The 18,631-nt window shown below is 66.2% G+C and carries 19 protein-coding genes; 10 read left to right on the top strand and 9 right to left on the bottom strand.

Going from position 1 to position 18,631, the window contains the following annotated elements:
* Positions 1 to 11: 11 nt before the first annotated feature.
* On the bottom strand, positions 12 to 899 hold the full coding sequence (locus ACFQPG_RS11810; protein WP_380813528.1) for an aldose 1-epimerase: 888 nt from the start codon (positions 897 to 899) through the stop codon (positions 12 to 14).
* Between the two features lie 134 nt (positions 900 to 1,033).
* Here ACFQPG_RS11810 and ACFQPG_RS11805 point away from each other — a divergent pair, with 134 nt between their 5' ends.
* Positions 1,034 to 1,327: a hypothetical protein gene (locus ACFQPG_RS11805; RefSeq protein WP_380813525.1), complete on the top strand. Its 294-nt coding sequence runs from the start codon at positions 1,034 to 1,036 to the stop codon at positions 1,325 to 1,327.
* A gap of 4 nt (positions 1,328 to 1,331) precedes the next feature.
* Here ACFQPG_RS11805 and dgoD read toward each other — a convergent pair whose 3' ends face one another.
* From dgoD to ACFQPG_RS11790, 3 genes are read right to left on the bottom strand one after another with little or no spacing between them, the layout of a single operon-like run.
* Positions 1,332 to 2,471: a galactonate dehydratase gene (gene dgoD, locus ACFQPG_RS11800; protein WP_380813778.1), complete on the bottom strand. Its 1,140-nt coding sequence runs from the start codon at positions 2,469 to 2,471 to the stop codon at positions 1,332 to 1,334.
* 11 nt (positions 2,472 to 2,482) lie between these two features.
* Positions 2,483 to 3,775, bottom strand: coding sequence for a family 1 glycosylhydrolase (locus tag ACFQPG_RS11795; protein WP_380813522.1), 1,293 nt, complete (start codon positions 3,773 to 3,775; stop codon positions 2,483 to 2,485).
* A 56-nt stretch (positions 3,776 to 3,831) separates the two neighbouring features.
* Positions 3,832 to 4,704 (bottom strand): SMP-30/gluconolactonase/LRE family protein, encoded by an 873-nt coding sequence (locus ACFQPG_RS11790; RefSeq protein WP_380813519.1) that lies wholly within the window; start codon positions 4,702 to 4,704, stop codon positions 3,832 to 3,834.
* Positions 4,705 to 4,775: 71 nt separating this feature from the next.
* On the opposite strand from ACFQPG_RS11790, the gene ACFQPG_RS11785 reads away from it, so the two are divergent.
* From ACFQPG_RS11785 to ACFQPG_RS11775, 3 genes are read left to right on the top strand one after another with little or no spacing between them, the layout of a single operon-like run.
* On the top strand, positions 4,776 to 5,675 hold the full coding sequence (locus ACFQPG_RS11785; RefSeq protein WP_380813516.1) for a 2-dehydro-3-deoxygalactonokinase: 900 nt from the start codon (positions 4,776 to 4,778) through the stop codon (positions 5,673 to 5,675).
* Complete coding sequence (locus ACFQPG_RS11780) at positions 5,672 to 6,304, top strand: 2-dehydro-3-deoxy-6-phosphogalactonate aldolase (protein ID WP_380813513.1); 633 nt, start codon at positions 5,672 to 5,674, stop codon at positions 6,302 to 6,304. Before ACFQPG_RS11785 ends, ACFQPG_RS11780 begins: the two co-directional genes overlap by 4 nt.
* On the top strand, positions 6,301 to 7,230 hold the full coding sequence (locus ACFQPG_RS11775) for a Gfo/Idh/MocA family protein (protein ID WP_380813510.1): 930 nt from the start codon (positions 6,301 to 6,303) through the stop codon (positions 7,228 to 7,230). The genes ACFQPG_RS11780 and ACFQPG_RS11775 overlap by 4 nt, the downstream gene beginning before the upstream one ends.
* Here the strand turns inward: ACFQPG_RS11775 and ACFQPG_RS11770 are convergent.
* From ACFQPG_RS11770 to ACFQPG_RS11750, 5 genes are all read right to left on the bottom strand, one after another.
* A complete protein-coding gene (locus ACFQPG_RS11770) occupies positions 7,220 to 8,263 on the bottom strand; it encodes a glycoside hydrolase family 43 protein (protein WP_380813507.1) in 1,044 nt (347 codons plus the stop codon). The two genes, ACFQPG_RS11775 and ACFQPG_RS11770, sit on opposite strands and share 11 nt — an antisense overlap.
* 112 nt (positions 8,264 to 8,375) lie before the next feature.
* A complete protein-coding gene (locus ACFQPG_RS11765; protein ID WP_380813504.1) occupies positions 8,376 to 8,960 on the bottom strand; it encodes a DUF1003 domain-containing protein in 585 nt (194 codons plus the stop codon).
* A complete protein-coding gene (locus tag ACFQPG_RS11760) occupies positions 8,935 to 10,050 on the bottom strand; it encodes an inositol-3-phosphate synthase (protein ID WP_380813501.1) in 1,116 nt (371 codons plus the stop codon). Before ACFQPG_RS11760 ends, ACFQPG_RS11765 begins: the two co-directional genes overlap by 26 nt.
* Positions 10,051 to 10,064: 14 nt before the next feature.
* Complete coding sequence (locus ACFQPG_RS11755; RefSeq protein WP_380813498.1) at positions 10,065 to 10,994, bottom strand: beta-xylosidase; 930 nt, start codon at positions 10,992 to 10,994, stop codon at positions 10,065 to 10,067.
* Complete coding sequence (locus ACFQPG_RS11750) at positions 10,991 to 11,830, bottom strand: TIGR04290 family methyltransferase (RefSeq protein WP_380813495.1); 840 nt, start codon at positions 11,828 to 11,830, stop codon at positions 10,991 to 10,993. Before ACFQPG_RS11750 ends, ACFQPG_RS11755 begins: the two co-directional genes overlap by 4 nt.
* Before the next feature lie 215 nt (positions 11,831 to 12,045).
* On the opposite strand from ACFQPG_RS11750, the gene ACFQPG_RS11745 reads away from it, so the two are divergent.
* Genes ACFQPG_RS11745 through ACFQPG_RS11720 form a run of 6 tightly spaced genes read left to right on the top strand, consistent with a single transcriptional unit; the run spans position 12,046 to position 18,628 of the window.
* Positions 12,046 to 13,161 (top strand): SDR family NAD(P)-dependent oxidoreductase, encoded by a 1,116-nt coding sequence (locus ACFQPG_RS11745; protein WP_380813492.1) that lies wholly within the window; start codon positions 12,046 to 12,048, stop codon positions 13,159 to 13,161.
* Positions 13,158 to 14,249 (top strand): SDR family NAD(P)-dependent oxidoreductase, encoded by a 1,092-nt coding sequence (locus ACFQPG_RS11740; protein ID WP_380813489.1) that lies wholly within the window; start codon positions 13,158 to 13,160, stop codon positions 14,247 to 14,249. The genes ACFQPG_RS11745 and ACFQPG_RS11740 overlap by 4 nt, the downstream gene beginning before the upstream one ends.
* Positions 14,246 to 15,328 carry a glycosyltransferase family 4 protein gene (locus tag ACFQPG_RS11735; protein ID WP_380813486.1) on the top strand — a complete coding sequence of 361 codons (1,083 nt, stop codon included), beginning with the start codon at positions 14,246 to 14,248 and terminating at the stop codon, positions 15,326 to 15,328. The genes ACFQPG_RS11740 and ACFQPG_RS11735 overlap by 4 nt, the downstream gene beginning before the upstream one ends.
* The gene (locus ACFQPG_RS11730) at positions 15,325 to 16,446 is read left to right on the top strand and encodes a glycosyltransferase (protein ID WP_380813484.1); all 1,122 of its coding nucleotides are present in this window, start codon (positions 15,325 to 15,327) and stop codon (positions 16,444 to 16,446) included. Before ACFQPG_RS11735 ends, ACFQPG_RS11730 begins: the two co-directional genes overlap by 4 nt.
* Positions 16,443 to 17,537, top strand: coding sequence for a glycosyltransferase (locus ACFQPG_RS11725; protein WP_380813482.1), 1,095 nt, complete (start codon positions 16,443 to 16,445; stop codon positions 17,535 to 17,537). Before ACFQPG_RS11730 ends, ACFQPG_RS11725 begins: the two co-directional genes overlap by 4 nt.
* Complete coding sequence (locus tag ACFQPG_RS11720; RefSeq protein WP_380813479.1) at positions 17,534 to 18,628, top strand: glycosyltransferase; 1,095 nt, start codon at positions 17,534 to 17,536, stop codon at positions 18,626 to 18,628. Before ACFQPG_RS11725 ends, ACFQPG_RS11720 begins: the two co-directional genes overlap by 4 nt.
* Positions 18,629 to 18,631 lie beyond the last annotated feature (3 nt).

Below are 18,631 nucleotides of genomic sequence, written 5' to 3'. Positions count from 1 at the left end.
GCGGGTTGCGCTCAGACCGGACCGACCCGCAACTCCATGGTCAGGGCCATCTCCTCCCCAGGTCCTAGCACCCGGACGCCGAGTTCAGCCCACTCGCTCTCCGCTGCATTCAGCGCCGCGTTGGCGTGGGTGACCGGCTCGGCGACGAAGATGCCGCCCTCCGGAGGCGAGTAGAGCTGGAAGAAGTCTGCGTCCGGCGAGGACAGGACGATTTCCCGCCGACCGCTCTCGCTAATCGAAGCACTTCCGCTCCACGCACCGAACCCATGGTCGAGGCCCTGCCCACAGACCTTACGGTTGCGCAGGTCGAACCGACCAGCGGCAGGCACCTTGGCGATCGGCAGGACATGCTCATCGATCTCCCACGCACAACCGACCGTGGTGTCGATCACCGTCCGCTCGTTGCAGGGAAAGTAGGGATGCTGGCCAAGCCCGCACGGCATCGGCTCGTGGGACAGGTTGCGGCACATCAGCCGCACCGACAGTCCGCTCTCGTCGAGCGCGAACACCTGAAGCGCATCATACCGCCATGGCCACTCACCCGGCTCATGCACGAAGCGCAGTTCCGCATCCTGGTTGCCGCAGGACTCGAGGGTCCAGCGGCCAAGCCACCCCTGCCCATGCAGCGGACTGACGTCGCCCACCATGTTCGGCTGGAGCCGCACCTCGCGCCCCCGAAAGGTGAACCGGCCGCCTCGGATGCGGTTGACGAACGGCACCAGCGGGAAGCTGGCCATGTCCAGCACAGAAGGTTCGGCACTGTGGCATTCGCGCAATATCGGGTGCCGAGAACCATCGTTCCCGATCTGCCACATGCCCTGGATTGACCCGCCAATCGAAGGATTTAGCTGCACCTCCAGAGAACCAGCGCGAAGTGTCGGCAGACCGTCCGAAACCATGATTATGAACCTCAAACTTCAGCCATGTTCAGTAGATCGCAACACCGCGCGGGCTAGCTCCAAATTCTCAGTTGCGCCGGGAATCGGCTGAGCGCAATCTCTGCTCAGCCGAGGGTCTGGGGAGGAACTCGTCAATGCGTACTCATGTGAAGGACTTTATCGACATCGGCGACTTCACGTCGCTCGATCGTCTCATCACCACGCTGACCGCCATCCGCGACAGCCTTCCGGCCGACGCCGAGCCGGAGTTGAAGATGCGCGGCGACGATGTGTTCGGACGGCGCTTTTCGATCAGCTATCTGCGCGCATTGACGGCGGAGGAGTTGGCCCAGGACGCCCGCTACGCCCAGCCGCGTGATCGCGAGATCGAGCGCCTCAGCGAAGAGCTCAAAGGCGTCGATTTCACCCGCCGAAGGAAAGCGGCCTAGCCCTTCACCATTCGGCGAAACTGCCGTCGTGCTGGCGCCACACCGGGTTGCGCCAGCGGTGCCCGTCTTTCGCCGCGTCGCGCACCGCGGCCTCGTCGATGGTCACGCCCAAACCAGGCTTCTGCGGAATGGCGAGGTAACCGTCGGTCGGCGTCAGCACGTCCGGATCGGTGATGAAGTTCAGCAGGTCGTGCCCGACATTGTAGTGGATACCGAGGCTCATCTCCTGGATCGCGACGTTCGGCGTGCAGGCCGCGAGTTGCAGGCAGGCGGCTAGGGCGAGCGGCCCGAGCGGGCAATGCGGCGCAACCGCAACGTCGTAGGCCTCGGCCATCGCCGCGATCCGGCGGCATTCCGACAAGCCTCCTGCATGGCTTAGGTCCGGCTGGATGATGTCCACCGCGCCGGCCTCGAAGAACGGCTTGAAGTCCCAACGCGAATACAGCCGCTCGCCAAGCGCGATGGGCGTTGCGGTCAGCTCCGCGATCTGACGCAGCCCTTCCGGGTTCTCCGACAGCAACGGTTCCTCGATGAACAGCAGCCCGAGCGGCTCGAGCGCCTTCGCCAGCTGCTTGGCCATCGGCCGGTGCACCCGCCCGTGAAAATCGAGCCCGACGTCCATGTCCGCGGCCTGCGCGGCCTCGACTCGCTTCACCACCTCGTCGAACAGCCGGGGCGTGCCGATCCAGTCCAGTTCGGCAGTGGCGTTCATCTTTACCGCGGAGAAGCCCTGGCCCTTACGGCCCTGAGCGGCCTCAGCGATCTCGTCGGGACGGTCCCCGCCGATCCATGCGTAGGCGCGCACCTTGTCGCGCACCTGGCCGCCGAGCATCTCCCACGCGGGCAGGCCGAAGGCCCGCCCCTTCAAATCCCAAAGCGCTTGTTCGAACCCGGCGAGCGCGCTCATCAGCACCGGTCCGCCGCGGTAGAAGCCGCCGCGATAGGCGATCTGCCAGATATCCTCGATCCGGCGGGCATCATGGCCGATGAAGCGATCGCGCAGCGGCTCGAACGCGCCGGTTACCGCCTCGCCATGGCCCTCCAGGCTCGCCTCGCCCCACCCGATCGCACCATCCTTCGTCTCGACCCGGACGAACAGCCAGCGCGGTGGAACGAGGAAGGTTTCGATCCGGTCGATCGTCAGCGCGGGCCGCATCATGCCGCCTCCGGATTGGCGGCCTGCTGCGCCCCGAGCGCCAGTCCGCGATCAGTCACCTCACCGCCGACACGCGGGGGCCAGCACGCCTGACCGGGCGGCACCACCGGCACGGCCAGGCACACCGACGACGCCGGAAGCACGTCGCGCCAATCCTTGATCAGCTGCTTGTAGGCGCGGCCGACATTGCGGATGTTGCGGTCGAGGTCATACAGGCCGAGCGGGTTGACGTTGCCGTTCTGCTCGCGCAGCGCCGTGTCCCAATCGACCTGGTCCGTCAGCGAATACCAGGTGAAGCCGACGGTCGGGATGCCGACGTTGCGCAGCCGCAGCACGTTGGCCCATTCCTTCCACAGCCACTGCACCGCCTCCTGGCCAGTCGGCCCTTCGCGCAGATTGGTCTCGGTGTGCATGATCGGCAGCCGGTAGCGGTTGTGATATTGGCGCGTGATCTCCGAATAGCCGAACACCTCGCCAGCGGCCTCCGTCCGTCCGTCCGCATGCACCCGGTGCTCGTTGGTGCGGTAATAATCGTTGCCCAGGATGCAGTGCTGCTTCAGCCGGTTGTGCAGGAAGAAGTGATATTCCTCACGGGTCATCCCGTTATCCAGCAGATATTCGTACATCTCGCTGTCGACCCGTCGGCCGTAGTTGAGATCAAGGCTGAGGAAGCGGCGGCTGTTGAGCATCTCGGCCGGGCCGATCGCCGCGGGGGAATCGGCGTGGAAATATTCCGAGGACTCCGACTGGATAAAGATGGCATCGGGGCGGCGCTTCAGGATTTCCGTCATCGCCAGGACATTGCCTTTGACGAGGTGCTTCAAGGCCGTGACGAACCCGCGATCGCTGCGCAGCTGCTCATTCCACCAGCCATATTTGGCCGAGAAGACCGCGCAGATGAACATCTCGTTCACGGGCGTGTAGAGCTGGATCCAGGGGTAGCGATCGGCAAAGGCCGCGGCATAGTTGGCGAACTGCTGGCTGAAGTCGGGGTTCTGAAAATCGCCGATCCAGTCGGGGACCCCGAAGTGGCAAAGGTCGATGATCGGCGTGATCTCCCTGCGCCGCAGGTCCTCGAGCGTCAGGTCCGAGAATTCCCAGTCATATTTGCCAGGCCCCAGGAACGTCCGGTGCAGCGGCGGGCCGAAGCGAAGATACTGGATCCCGATCTCCTCGACGCAATCGAAGTCCTCCCGCCAGCGGTTGTAATGATCGCTGGCCTCCATCTGATCGACCCGCGTGCGGCCATTGTTGATGGTCGGAATGCTGTTCTCGATCCCGGTGGCAAACATGAAATTGGCGATGGCTACTCTCCCGATGCGCCGATGCTTTGCTGAATCCCTTGTTGTCAGCCGCCGAACGGCCGATCCGCAATCCCACGAACCCCAACGTCCAGCATAAACAGCGCGCCGGCATTCGGTTGCATGGAACGCTCGTTTTCCGAAAGGCCGATGCTGGCGGATGTTACGTAAAGCCGATCCAGTGCCGGTCCGCCGAAGGCGCAACTTGTCGGCCGCGCGACCGGCATTCGCTCCTCCGCCAGCGTCTCGCCTTCAGGCGAAAGGCGGCGCAGGCACCAGCCATCCCAGAAAGCGATCCACAGGCAGCCCTCGCGGTCCACCGTCATCCCGTCGGGGTAGCCTTGCCCGTCCCCAAACCGGGCGAACTCGCAGCGGTTGGACGGCGTCCCATCGGGCGACAGGTCGTAAGCATACGTGACCTGCAGTGCCGAATCATTGGCGTACATCCTTCGGCCGTCCGGGCTGAACGCCGGGCCGTTGGTGACTCGGAAGCCATCGTCGATCCGCTCGCACGTCAGGTCGTGCGAGAGCCGGTAAAGCGCGCCGCCGGCGGCCCGTTCCGTATCGTCCATGGTTCCGGCCCAGAAGCGGCCGTCCCGGTCGACCTTGCCGTCGTTGAAGCGGTTGGTCGGCCGGTCCTCCTCGGGATCGAACAGCAGCTCGCACTGTCCTTCTTCCGGGTCGATGGCGACAAAACCGGCGTCGGTGCCGGCGATGAACCCGCCGCTGGTTCGTGGAGCCAGCGAGCCCACCCGGACATTAGTGGGCCATCGCTCGACCCGGCTATCCCGCAACCGGAACAGCTCGCGCCCCTTGATGTCGACCCAATAAAGCGCTTGCTCACGTTCGACCCACACCGGTCCTTCGCCGAGGACGGCATGCACGTCGGCGACCAGCCGGGCGCGGGTTTCGTGGCTCATTGCCGGCAAATAGCCGGGAAGCGGCGGCAAGGACAACGGACCCTTGTGCCGCCTCGTCGCTTTTGCTTGGCATGAGCGGGACAATGTGGACGGACACCATCATCGCGGTCGACTGGGGCACCACCAACCGGCGGGCCTATCGGCTCAATCCGGACGGCAGGTGCGAGGCGGAGTTCGAGGACGCCAAGGGAATCACCGGGGTTGAGGCGGGCGCCTTTCCCGCTGCGATCGCCGAAATTCGCGATCGGCTTGGCGATCATCCGCTCCTGATGGCCGGAATGATCGGCTCCAATCGCGGGTGGGTCGAGGTCCCCTACGTCCATTGCCCCGCCGGCGCCGACGACCTCGCGGGCCACCTCATCTTCATCGAAGAGGAACGCGCCGCGATCGTTCCCGGCCTTTCCTTCCTCGGCGAGAACCGCGCGGACGTCATGCGGGGCGAAGAAGTGCAGCTGTTCGGGGCCGTCGCGGCCGGGCTGGTCCCGCCCGACTGCCTGGTCTGCCACCCGGGCACCCACAACAAATGGGCGATGCTGAAGGGCGGCCGGGTCACGCGCTTCCGCACGATCATGACCGGCGAGCTGTTCAGCCTGCTGCAGAACCGGAGCATCCTCGCTGACTGGCTCGACACGCCGGTGGAGCCTGGCGAAGCGTTCGACAAAGGCGTCGCCCAGGGCTTGCGCGGGGATGCGCTGACGGCCGAGCTGTTCGGTGTTCGCGCCGGCGTCCTGCTGGGGCGGTTGGAACAGGCCCACGCAGCCAGCTTCACCAGCGGGCTGCTCATCGGCGCGGATCTTCGCACCGGACTTTCGGATGCGACAAGCGGCACTGAGATCATTGTCATGGGTCGGCCCGAACTGACCCACCTGTACGCCGCAGGACTTGAGCGCTGCGGCCGCTCCGCCCGTGAGGTGGACGGCGAGCGCGCCTTCATCGCTGGCATCCGCCAAATCGCAGGGAATATCCGATGACCGCTATTGAAGACTTCCGCCGCCACCTCGCCGAATGCCCGCTGGTGGCGATCATCCGGGGAGTGACTCCGGACGAGGTTGAAGCGGTCGGCCAAGCCATCTTCGACGCCGGGATCCGGATCATCGAAGTCCCGCTCAACTCGCCCGACCCGCTTGCCAGCATCCGGCGCCTGGCCGCACTCCTGGGCGATCGCTGCGTGATCGGGGCCGGGACGGTGCTGAACGAGGCGCAGGTCCAGGAGGTCGACGATGCCGGCGGGCGGTTGATCGTGTCGCCGAGCACGAATCCCGCTGTGATCCGCGCTTCGGTCGCAGCCGGATTGGTTTCCAGTCCTGGCTATTTCACCCCATCGGAAGCCTTTATCGCGATCGACAACGGCGCCCACGCGCTGAAGATGTTTCCCGCGGAAGGCCTCAGCGCCAAGGTGCTCAAGGCGCACAAGGCGGTGCTTCCCAAGGAGGTTCCGGTGATCGTCGTAGGCGGCGTGCAGCCCGACGACATGGCGGGATGGCGTGATGCGGGGGCGGACGCGTTCGGCCTCGGCTCCGGCCTTTACCGTCCCGGCCAGTCGGCGGAGGACACGGGCGCCAAGGCGCGCGCCTATGTCGCCGGCGTCCGGCCCGCATGACTCCGCTGCGCACCGCCATCATCGGCTTCGGCAAGATCGCGGCCGACCAGCATGTGCCTGCCATCGCAGGCAATCCGCGGTTCGAGCTCGCCGCCAGCGTCAGCCGCTCGGGCCAGGGCCCAGCGCCGCAATTCACCAGTCACCAGGAGATGCTGGCCGCCCTCTCAGGCCTCGACGCCGCGGCGATCACCACGCCCCCCGGTCCGCGCTTCGCCATCGCCGGCGATTGCATCGCTGCCGGGCTCCACCTGCTGCTCGAGAAGCCGCCCGCTACGACGCTTGGCGAAATCGAGGAGTTGCGCCGACTGGCAGTGGCCAGGGGCACGACCCTGTTCACCACCTGGCATGCGCAGCACAATCCCGCCGTGGCCGCCGCCGCCTCGCTCCTCCAGGGCAAGCGGATCGCCGAGATGCGCATCACCTGGCACGAGGATGTGCACAAGTGGCACCCCGGCCAGCGCTGGATCTGGGACGCGGGCGGGTTCGGCGTGTTCGACCCCGGCATCAACGCATTTTCCATTGCCACCCGGATCTTGCCGGGCGCGCTGTTCGTGCGTGAGGCGGAGTTGAGCTTCCCCGCCAACGCCGAGACTCCAATCGCGGCGGAGATCGTCTTCGACAGCCCGGCCGCCGACGGCCCGCTGCACTGCAGCCTCGACTGGCGCCGCGAGCAAGACGAGGAATGGACGATCGCCGTCCGCACCTCCGACGGAGACAGAGTCGATCTTCGCAACGGCGGGGCGCTGCTGTTCGTCAACGGCGAGCCGCGGGACGCCGCAGGCGACGGCGAGTATCCCGACCTTTACCGCACCTTCGCCGACCTCATCGACGAACGCCGAAGCCTGGTCGATGTCGAACCGTTGCGGCTGGTCGCAGACACCCTGCTCGTGGCGAGCCGAAAGCAGGTCGAAGCGATCAGAAGTTGACCACCGGCGCCGTCTGAGGGGTTGCGGACGGCACCTTGCCCGCAACTTCCGGCCAGCCGTCGCGCCATTCGAGCCGGTCCATCAGCAGCACCCGGCGGCTGTTGACGTGGTGGGCGTCGCTCTCCTGCGGGCGCAACCGGTCAATCGCGTGATAGACGATCCAGTCGTCACCGGCATCGTCCTGGATTACGGTATTATGCCCGGGTGCGAGCCAGCGCTCGCTCGCTTCGACCACGAGGTGAAGCGGCCGCGGGCGCAGTTCGAACGGTCCAGTCGCCCGGGTCGAGCGCGCGACCATTACGGCATAATGGGCGTCCGGCCCGCAGCAGTTCGCGCCCGAATAGAACAGGTAGTAGAAACCGTTGCGGCGAACGACCCAGACGCCTTCGACGAGCCGCTGATATTCGGTGAGATCGTCGGTCGGGATCGGCTCGATGAGGTCGGTCGGGCTGCTGCCGGCCATGAAGGAAATGCGGTCCTCGGCCAGTTCCTGCACCTTGATCGCCCCGAAGCCGGAGCCCCAGTAGAGCAGTCGCTTGCCGCTCTCCGGATCGTCGAACGCGCAGGGGTCGATGTTGACGAAGCCCCCGCCGGCCATCAGCGGCCGCCCGCTGTCCACGAAGGGGCCCGCCGGAGATGACGACGTCGCCACCGCCAGGCACAAGCCATGCGCCGGATCATCGAGCGCGATGTCGGGCTTGGCGGAATAATAAAGATAGTAGGTGCCGTCGGCCTGGAACACGGCGGGAGCCCAGAAATCCTGCGTCCGGCTGGCCCAGGCGGGCTTGCTCGGCAAGGCGTCGCCAAGCAGCTCCCAAGTCACCAGATCAATTGAGCGCGCAACCTGGATGTTGACCCATGGTTCCCCGCTCTGCGTAGCGTAGACGTAGAACAGACCGTCGTCGGCGCGAATGATGGCGGGATCCGGGAAATCCCGGTCGATTACCGGATTGCAGTAGTGGAGCGCCGTGCGGCTTTGCGGCGCTGCGGCGTGGGAGCCGGAGATCGCCGGCACGGCAGTAAGATTTCGCATGGAGCTTCGTCATAGGTGCGCCGCCGCGTTGCGCAATCGGCTTGCGAGGCGGCGCGCACGATGTGTCGGCTCCGTGACATCGCAGGCACAACTCACGATAGGCGATGGTGGCTCAGCCGGTCTGCTCGGCCGATTCCTCGATTCGCTCGAGAACGGCTTCGGGCGCAACGCTTCGCTGAAGCTCCTGCAGCTCCGGGTTGTCCGCCTCTTCGATCCCCAGCTTGCGCGCGATCTGGGTGGTGAGCTGGACGAGATGCGTCACCTCATGCTCGGCGAGCAGCCCGACCTGAAGGTCGAGATCCGCCCGTCGATCCGCCGCCGCGGCGGCCCGATTCTGGCTGATCAGCACAAAGGTGGACAGGAAGATCGCCTCCACCGACGCGACCGTCGCTAGGATGACGAAGCTTGAATCAAACGGCCGCACCCCGGGGACCAGGCCTGCGTTGACCGCCACCCAGCCCGCAACCATCGCCAGGTGCAGGTAGACGAACAACATGGAGCCCGCGAAACGGGTGATGAGTTCCGCCAGCCGGTCCTGCGCGCTCGCCTCCGCCTGATCGCGCCGCCGCCGCTCGGCCAGGGCCTCGATATTGCGCTCCAGCGCCGAAGCGAGGTCATGCGGGTGCGGGTCCGGAACCGTGGGGCCAGTGTGGACGTGCGGAAACGGCACGTCAGTGGCGGGTGGTGATTGTCTCATCGCGAATGAACGCTTCGGTGGCATGAAGCGCCTCATCGTCCGTCATCTGCTCCGGCGGATGCTTGCAGAAATAGGCCGCCGGCGCGATGACCGGCCCCCCGATCCCGCGGTCCAGGGCCAGCTTGGCGCAGCGGATCATGTCGATCGCCACGCCGGCGCTGTTGGGCGAATCCTCCACCGACAGGCGCATCTCCAAATTCATGGGCACGCCGCCGAACATCCGCCCTTCCATCCGCAGGAAACAGACCTTGTTGTCGTTCTGCCACGCGACATAGTCCGACGGCCCGACGTGGATGTTCTCGTCGTCCAGCCGCCGTTCGGCGACCGACTGCACCGCCTCCGTCTTGCTTTCCTTCTTGGATGCCAGCCGCGACCGGTTGAGCATGTTGAGGAAGTCGGTATTGCCGCCGGTGTTAAGCTGGTAGGTGCGGTCGAGCCGGACGCCGCGCTTGGCGAACAAATCGGTCAGTACGCGGTGGACAATGGTCGCGCCGAGCTGCGCCTTGATGTCGTCCCCGATGATCGGGATGCCCCGCTCCTTGAACCGGCGCGCCCAACCGTCGTTGCTGGCGATGAACACGGGGATGCAGTTCACGAAGGCGACCCCCGCCTCCAGCGCACACTCCGCATAGAACTCCGTGGCTTCCTGGCTGCCGACCGGCAGGTAGTTCATCAGCACATGCGCACCGCTGTCCTTCAGCACGCGCACAACCTCCGCCTGGTCAGGCTCCGGATCGCTCGCCACGACGAACGTTCGCTCGTCATGATAATCGGCCATGTGGTCGGCGACCCCGTCCAGCTTGCGGCCCATCCGCACCACCGCGCCGGTCGGCGGCACATGGTCGCAAAAGACCTGCGTGCAATTGGGTTTGGCGAAGATGGCCTCGTTGACATCGCGCCCGACCTTGCGCGCGTCCACGTCCCACGCCGCGACGACGTTCAGGTCCTTGGGACGGTAGCCGCCAAGATCCCAATGCATCAGCCCGATCTGCTCGTTGGCGCCGCCGTTCTGGTAATGGGCGATGCCCTGGACCAGGCTCGACGCGCAATTGCCGACCCCGGCCAGGGCGATGTTGATCTGGGGGTCCATTCTCGTGTCTCTCCTCAGGCGACCGCCGCGCGCGACGGCACGGCAGCGGCAGCGGCAGGCGCATAGCGGTCGATCATCTGCGCGCAGAAGTCAGCGAACTGGTTCGGGTCCGTGGGCGGGCTGGTATGGTGGGGGGCTATTCCGAGATGCTCCGGCGTGAAGCAGAAGGTGACGGTGACGTCGAATTCCTCCAGCGCTTCCATCTGGCGGTCGAACCAGCCGATCGCGTCGGGGCGGAAGCTATCGGCCCAGGACAGGCCGGTGCGCAGCCTGGTCACGCCCAGCCGCTTCAGCCAGGCAACCGCGTCGTCCAGGCGATGATCGTGGTAGTGGAACCATTGCATGAGCCCGAGGTCGCCGGCGAACGGCTCAAACGTCTTTAGGCCGAGCTTTGGCGTGCCGTCCTCCTTCAGAAGGCCCATGTAGAAGTGGCGGTAGTAGCTTGATCCCTCCGCCTCGCGGTGCCGGGTGGTGGCGCCCCACGCCTGCGGCAGGTCGTAGAGCGAGTACCAGAAGATTCGCGGCACCTTCCCGATCAGCAGCTCGGCGGTCCGCTTCACGCCGAACTCCTGCACCTCTTCGGCCCCGAATGAGCCGACCCCGACCTCTGTCACCCACAGCTCGTGGTTCGGCGCCACCGCTGCGATCTCGTCGATCCTGGTTGGCCACTCGTTGATGTTCCACAGGTTCCAGTCGAGCGGAAAGCCGTGCACCGCAACGACATCGATCTCGTCCAGGACGCCATGGTTCTCGAGGCGCGTGATATAGCTCGGGTCGATCGGCGAAATGCCGCCAAGCACGCGCTTCACCGCCGGGTTGACCGCTGCGATCGCCTTCCCCGCGGCAATTGTCATCTCCGAGAATTTCGACCAGTCGGGGTCGATCTCCGGATCCCAATGTGACTTGTTGTTGGGCTCGTTCCAGATCATCGCCGCTTCGATCAACGCTTCGTTCCCCCTGCTGGATAGACCGCGCCGCCATGGTCGCACGCCGGGTCACTCGTCCGGCAGAGGAACACTTCGCTCTCCGGATGGGCGACGATGTCGAAACCTGCTGACCGCAACATCGCCGCGCTGCAAGCCTCATTCGGCGCCCACCAGTTCGTCGGGTCGCCCGCATAGCGCTTTTCGATGAAGTGCATTTTTGGCCAGCCCGGACGGTCGAACTCGCCCTTACCTTCGAAGAAGTCATAGTCGGGCTGCGGCTCGACCACCTCATTCGATCCGGCCTGCATCGACTGGAACAGCATCAGGTCGTCGGCGACATGCTCCCGGATCAGGTCCAGCGCCAGCAAAGGATGGCGAAGGTGATACAGCACCCCCATGAAGATCACGAGGTCGAACCGCTCGCCCAGCGCGCCGACGTCCCACACCTCGCCAAGCCGGAACTCGACATCCGGGAAGCCGAGCACTTCGCCTGCGAACCGCGCCTGTTGGAGGTAGCGCTGGTCGTGATCGATGCCGAGCACCCGGTCGGCCCCGCGGCGCTTCATCTCGAAGCTGTAGAAGCCGGCATTGCAGCCGATGTCGAGCACGCTCTTGCCCGTCAGGTCGTCCGGCAGAACATGCGCGAAGCGGGCAAATTTGCTCGCCGGATAATTGTACAGGAAGTGGTCGGGCGCGGTCCGAACTCCCGCAAGCTCCATGTCGTGAAACCACGGGCCGAGCTCGGCGATCCGGCGCGAAATGAACTCACGGTCGTCCAGACCGGAAGGATTGGTGACCCCTCCCAGCTCCGCATCATTCGCCTGCTGCTGCCCGTTGAGGAGTGAATCGGTCACTCGAGCTCCCTGTTGTTTCGGCACCTCAACAGGGGGAAAGAAGCTTTGTTCCCTTCGCTTCGGTGCGGACACGAAACAAACAGCTACAACTTTCGTTAGCTGAATCGAACGAACGCGAGGAACGAAGATGAAGAAGGATCATTGAGCCACCGGAAGGAACTCGCCGCCGGAACCATGATGGCGGCGCTTTCCGGTGAGTTCAAACAGGGGCGTCAATGAGCGAAACAGTTCTGGTCACCGGCGGCGCCGGCTTCATCGGCCGGTTCGTCACCTCCGAGCTTTTGAGGCGCGGGCACAAGGTTCGAGTCCTCGACAGCCTGATCGAGCAGGTCCACGGCGAGGTGGACGGTTCGCAGATGCTCGACCCGGAGGCGGAACTGATCCGCGGCGACGTTCGCGACGGCAGCGTTGTCGAGCAGGCGCTCAAGGGCGTCGACTCCGTGATCCACCTCGCTGCCGAAGTCGGGGTCGGCCAGTCGATGTATGCGGTGGAACGCTACACCTCCGTCAACGACGTCGGCACCGCTGTTCTGACGGAGAAGCTGATCGAACAGCCGGTCCGTCGGGTCGTCACCGCATCGTCCATGAGCATCTATGGCGAAGGCCTGTACCTCGACGCCGACGGCGATTCCGTCGAGGATGCGGTCCGCGTGCCGCGGGTCGGCGAGAGTGCCAGCTGGGATCCGGTCGACACGCAGGGCCGCCCACTGAAGCCGATCGCCACCCCTGAGTGGAAGAAGCCGAGCCTGTCTTCGATCTACGCCCTGAACAAATATGTTCAGGAGCGGACCACGCTGATCATGACCCAGGCCTATGGCATGGAGGGCGTGTGCCTGCGCCTGTTCAACGTTTATGGGCCGGGCCAGGCGCTTTCCAATCCCTATACGGGCGTGCTGGCGATCTTCTCGTCGCGCCTGCTTAACGGCCAGAAGCCGGTGATTTTCGAGGATGGGGAGCAGCGCCGCGACTTTGTCTATGTCGGCGATGTCGCTCGCGCCTTCGCCGATGCGCTCGAATTGCCGCAGGCCGCGGGCGGGGTGTTTAACATCGGCTCGGGGAACGATCGCTCGGTGACCCAAGTGGCGCAATCGCTGGCGCGGGCCATGAACTGCGGCGGCATCCAGCCGGAGATCGTCGGCAAGACCCGGATCGGCGACATTCGCCACTGCTTCTGCGATACCACGCTTGCTGCCGAGCGCCTCGGCTTCCGCGCCGACAAGGACTTCGAGGAGGGCCTGGCCGAACTGGCGGAATGGGTCGCGGACCAGGAAGCGGTGGATCGGGTCGACCAGGCTAAGCAGGAGCTCGAAGCCCGGGGGCTGGTCGCGTGAGCGGCGGGCCTGCCCTTGTCGGCCGTCAGCCGGTGCTGGTCACAGGCGGCGCCGGTTTCATCGGCAGCAACATAGCCAACCGGCTGGCTGGCGAAGGCCATGACGTCCATGTCTACGACGCGCTCAGCCGCCCCGGCGTGGAACGCAACCTCGACTGGCTGAAACGCCGTCACGGCAAGCGCATCAGCTTCACCCAGGGCGACATCCGCGACGAGACCGGCGTCGCGTCCGCCGCGCGCGAGGCCGAAGCCGTATTCCACATGGCGGCACAGGTCGCGGTGACCACCTCGCTGGTGGAGCCGCGCGAGGATTTCGACATCAACGTCCGGGGCACCCTGCACCTGCTCGATGCGCTCCGCACCCGCGGACGCGGCACGCCGCTGATCTTCGCCTCGACCAACAAGGTCTATGGCGACCTTGCCGACCTCGAGTTCGAGCTTGCCGGCGATTGCTACCAGCCGACCGAACCGGGGATACGTAGCCACGGCATCTCCGAAGCCCGGCCGCTCGACTTCCACACCCCTTATGGCTGCTCCAAGGGCGCGGCCGATCAGTATGTGCTCGACTATGCCCGCAGCTACGGCGTTCCCACGGCCGTGCTGCGGATGAGCTGCATCTACGGCGAACGCCAGATGGGTACCGAGGACCAGGGTTGGGTCGCCCATTTCCTGATCCGTGCGCTCGAAGGCAAGACCATCACGCTCTACGGGGATGGCTACCAGGTTCGCGACATCATGGACGTGTCCGACGCAGTGGACGCCTACATGGCCGCCTGGAGGCAGATCGACCAAGTCGCGGGGCAGGCGTTCAACCTCGGCGGCGGCAGCGCCAACGGCATCTCGCTGCGCCGGCTGATGGCCTATATCGGCGAGCTCCTCGGCCGCGAGCCGGACGTGCGCTTCGAGGATTGGCGGGCGGGCGACCAGCGCTATTTCGTCGCTGACACACGCCGGGTGCGCGAAACGCTCGGCCTCTCCCCTGCGCGCGATTGGCAAAGCGGAGTCGCCGACCTCGCCCGCTGGCTGGCCGAGGAACGTGGCCTGGAGCTCGGCACCCTTGACCGGCCAACGCTCCGCGTCAGCGCATGACCGAGCGAACGCGCCTGTTCCTGACGACCGACGCGGTGGGGGGCGTGTGGACCTACTCGCTCGAGCTGGCTTCGGCGCTCGTCCAGCATGGCGTCGAGACGGTGCTGGCGACACTCGGCCCGCCTCCGTCCGGAGGCCAGCGAGCCGAAGCGGCGCGGGTCCCCGGCCTTCAACTGGTTGAAACCGGCTTGCCCCTCGACTGGCTGGCAAGCGACGCGACCCAGCTCCGTATCGCCGCCGAAGCCCTTGCGCGCCTGGCCGACGAGCATTGCCCCGATGTCGTCCAATTGCATTCGCCCGCACTCGCACTTGGCAAATTTCCTGCTCCGGTGGTCGGCGTCGTTCACAGCTGCGTGGCCACATGGTGGGCAGCAGTCCGGGGCGGCGCATTGCCGGCCGACTTCCGGTGGCGCACCGACCTCCTCGGCGAGGGTATGACGTGCTGCGACCTGCTCGTGACGCCAACGGCGGCGTTCGGCCGCGCCGTGCAGGACGCCTACGGCCTCAGGCATGCTCCGATCGCGGTGCACAATGGTCGCTTCGTCCGCCCGGCATCCGGCAGCGAACCGGCCGAAGCGGCGTTCACCGCGGGACGGCTGTGGGACGAAGGCAAGAACGTCCTTGCCTTTGATCGCGCCGCGCAGGGCAGCAAGGTCCCGTTCCGCGCTGCCGGACCGACACAAGGACCGAATGGCGCCGGCGTCCAGCTGCGCCATGCCACCGCGCTCGGCAACCTGCCCGAAGCGGAGCTCGCTGCGGCCCTCGACGAACGCCCGATCTTCGTATCGACCGCACGCTACGAGCCGTTCGGCCTTGCCGTGCTGGAGGCCGCACAGGCCGGCTGCACCCTGGTGCTATCGGACATTCTGACCTTCCGCGAACTGTGGGACGGCGTTGCCTTGTTCGTGCGCGACGAGGACATCGCGGCGGCGGTGGACCAGCTGATCGCCGATCGGGAGCAGCGCGAGCGTCTGGGCGCCAAGGCCCGCGATCGTGCGTCTCGCTACACGCCGCAAGCCACCGCCGCCGCGATGCTCGACCTGTATCGCGGCCTCGATCAGCGGAGGCGTGCGGCGTGAAGATCGTCTATTTCACCCACTCGCTGCAGAGCTGCTGGAACCACGGCAACGCCCATTTCCTCCGAGGCGTTCTCCGTGATCTCCAGGCGCGCGGCCACCAGGTTGAAGCGCTCGAGCCGGCTGGGGCCTGGAGCCTCGACAATCTGCTCACCGACCATGGCGACGCAGGCCTCGATGCCTGGCGAAGCGCCTATCCGGACCTGGGCTCCACCCTCTTCCAGCCGGACGCCGATCCTGCCGAGCTGGTGGACGGCGCCGACCTGGTTGTCGTGCACGAGTGGAACGACCCCGCACTGGTCGCCAGTGTCGGCAAGGTGCGCGCGAACGGCGGTCGCTTCACCTTGCTGTTCCACGATACGCATCACCGTGCCGTCAGCGATCCGGACGCGATCCGGGCCTTCGACCTGTCGGGCTACGACGGAGTCCTCGCGTTCGGCGAAACGCTGGCGGAGGTCTACCGCCGCTGGGGTTGGGACGGCCGCGTGTGGGTTTGGCACGAGGCCGCCGACACTCGCCTGTTCCACCCCCCGCAGGCTGACGCCGAGCGCCACGGCCTCGTCTGGATCGGCAATTGGGGCGACGGTGAGCGAACCGCCGAGCTGGAGGACTTCCTGCTTCGCCCTGCACGGGATGCCGACCTGCCGCTCGACATTTACGGTGTCCGCTATCCGCCCGATGCTCGCGCGCTGTTGGACCGCTACGGCGTGTCCTTCCGCGGATGGCTGCCCAATGCGCGCGCCCCCGACGTGTTCGCCCGCCACCTTGCCACCGTGCATGTGCCGCGGCGCTTCTACACCACGGTCCTGCCGGGCATCCCGACCATCCGCGTGTTCGAAGCGCTTGCCTGCGGCATCCCCCTCATCTCAGCGCCATGGGACGATTGTGAGGGGCTGTTCACGCCTGGGAAGGATTACCTCGTTGCTCCGGACGGGCCGGCCATGACCCGCCACTTGCGCGCCCTTGCCGGCGACCCGGACCTGCGCCGCTCGCTCACCGACCATGGCTTGGCTACCATCCGCGCGCGCCATACGTGCGCGCACCGCGTGGATGAGCTGCTCGCAATCGTCGGAGGTCTCCGGGCCTCGCCGAACAACGCTCCAGCAGAGGTTGCTGCATGAAGATCACATTCTACGGATCCAGCCTGCTGTCGTCCTACTGGAACGGCGCCGCGACCTATTATCGCGGCATTCTCAGCCAGCTGGCGCAGCGCGGTCATCAAATTCACTTCTACGAACCCGATGCGTTCGAACGCCAGCAGCACCGCGATATCGACCCGCCCGAATGGGCCAGAGTCACCGTCTATCAGGCCACTCCGGAAGGCCTCCGCTCCGTCCTCGACCAGGCAGGCAACGCCGACATCGTTGTGAAGGCGAGCGGCGTCGGAGTTTTCGACGATGAGCTGGTCGAGGGCGTGCTCGATCGTGCCGCGCCGGACGCCCTGCGCATCTATTGGGACGTGGATGCGGCCGCGACGCTGGAGGAAATCGCCGGCACCCCCGACCATCCGCTGCGCCGCCGCCTGCCCGAGTTCGACCTGGTGCTCACCTATGGGGGTGGACCGCCGGTGGTGTCGCACTACGAGCAGCTCGGCGCCCGCCGCTGCGTGCCGATCTATAACGCGCTGGACCCGGCAACTCATCATCCGGTCGCACCGGACCCACGCTTTTCCGCCGACCTCTCGTTTCTCGCCAACCGGCTCCCCGACCGCGAGGCCCGGGTCGAAGAATTCTTCCTCCGCGCCGCGGCGGCCTTGCCCGACCGCTCCTTTCTGCTTGGCGGCAATGGCTGGGAGACGAAGGCCATGCCCGCCAACGTCCGCCTCCTCGGTCATGTCGGGACGCGCGATCACAACGCCTTCAACTGCACGCCGTCCGCCGTCCTCAACGTCGCCCGCGACAGCATGGCCAATGTCGGCTTTTCGCCGGCTACCCGGGTGTTCGAAGCCGCCGGTGCGGCGGCCTGCCTGATCACCGACGCTTGGGAGGGCATCGAGCTGTTCCTGACGCCCGACACGGAAGTGCTGGTCGCGCGGGACGGCCAGGATGTCGCGGAGCATGTCCGCTCGCTGACGCCCGAGCGCGCGCACGGGATCGGCCAGGCCGGACTCGCCCGGGTGCTGGCGGAGCATACGTATGCCCACCGCGGCGCCGAAGCGGACCGGCTCCTCCGCTCCGCCGTAGCCGGCAAGCGCGAAACGGTAGCCGCATGAAGCTGGTCGTCCTCGGGCTCAGCCTGTCCTCCGCGTGGGGAAACGGGCACGCCACCACCTTCCGCGCCTTGCTCGAAGCCTACGCCGAGCGTGGTCACGACATTCTGTTCCTGGAACGCGACGTGCCCTGGTACCGGGGGCATCGCGACCTGGAAGACCCCGCTTACTGTCGCCTGTCCTTCTACCAGTCGCTCGGCGACCTGCAGCAGTGGAGCGGGGAGATCGCGGGGGCCGACGCCGTAATGGTCGGCTCCTACGTTCCCGATGGCGTGGAGGTCGGCCGCTTCGTCCAGCGTACCGCCGGCGGCGTCACCGCCTTTTACGACATCGACACGCCGGTCACCCTGGCCAAGCTGGAGCGCAGCGATTTCGAGTATCTCTCGCCCGACGTGATCCCCGGCTACAACCTGTACCTCAGCTTCACCGGCGGACCGACGCTGCGGCACCTGGAAGACCATTACGGCTCACCGGCAGCCCGCGCGCTCTACTGCTCGGTCGATGCGGAGAAGTACCGGCCGCTCGATGTTCCGGCGCGCTGGGACCTGTCCTACCTCGGCACCTACAGCGACGACCGCCAGCCGACCGTCGAGAAACTCCTCAACGCCGCTGCGCGCGCGCTTCCCCACCGTCGCTTCTGCGTCGCTGGTCCGCAATATCCGGCGGGCATCGACTGGCCGGGCAATGTCGAACGGATCGACCATGTGCCGCCCGCTGACCACGCAGCCTTCTACGCGGCGTCCCGCTTCACCCTGAACGTGACCCGCGACGACATGATCAAGGCGGGCTGGTCGCCGTCCGTGCGCTTGTTCGAAGCGGCCGCCTGCGCCACCCCGGTCATCTCCGACGTATGGGCGGGGCTCGAGAAGCTGCTCCAGCCCCCGCGCGAGATCCTGTTCGCCCGGACCACCGAAGATGTGATCGCCGCACTGGAAGGTCTGGACGAGAGCCAGTCCTCCGCCATCGGCCGGGCAGCGCGCCAACGCGTCCTGGCCGAGCATACCGCCGTTCACCGCGCCGCGGAGCTGGACGGTCATTTCGAAGAAGCGCGACGGCGAAAGTCGGCCCTCGCGCTGCCGGCCACCGGCCGCTAACAG

The organism is Sphingomonas sp. GCM10030256 (assembly GCF_042666415.1).
In the GTDB taxonomy this organism is placed as follows: Bacteria; Pseudomonadota; Alphaproteobacteria; order Sphingomonadales; family Sphingomonadaceae; genus Sphingomicrobium.
This window is presented reverse-complemented; position numbering and strand designations above follow the sequence as displayed.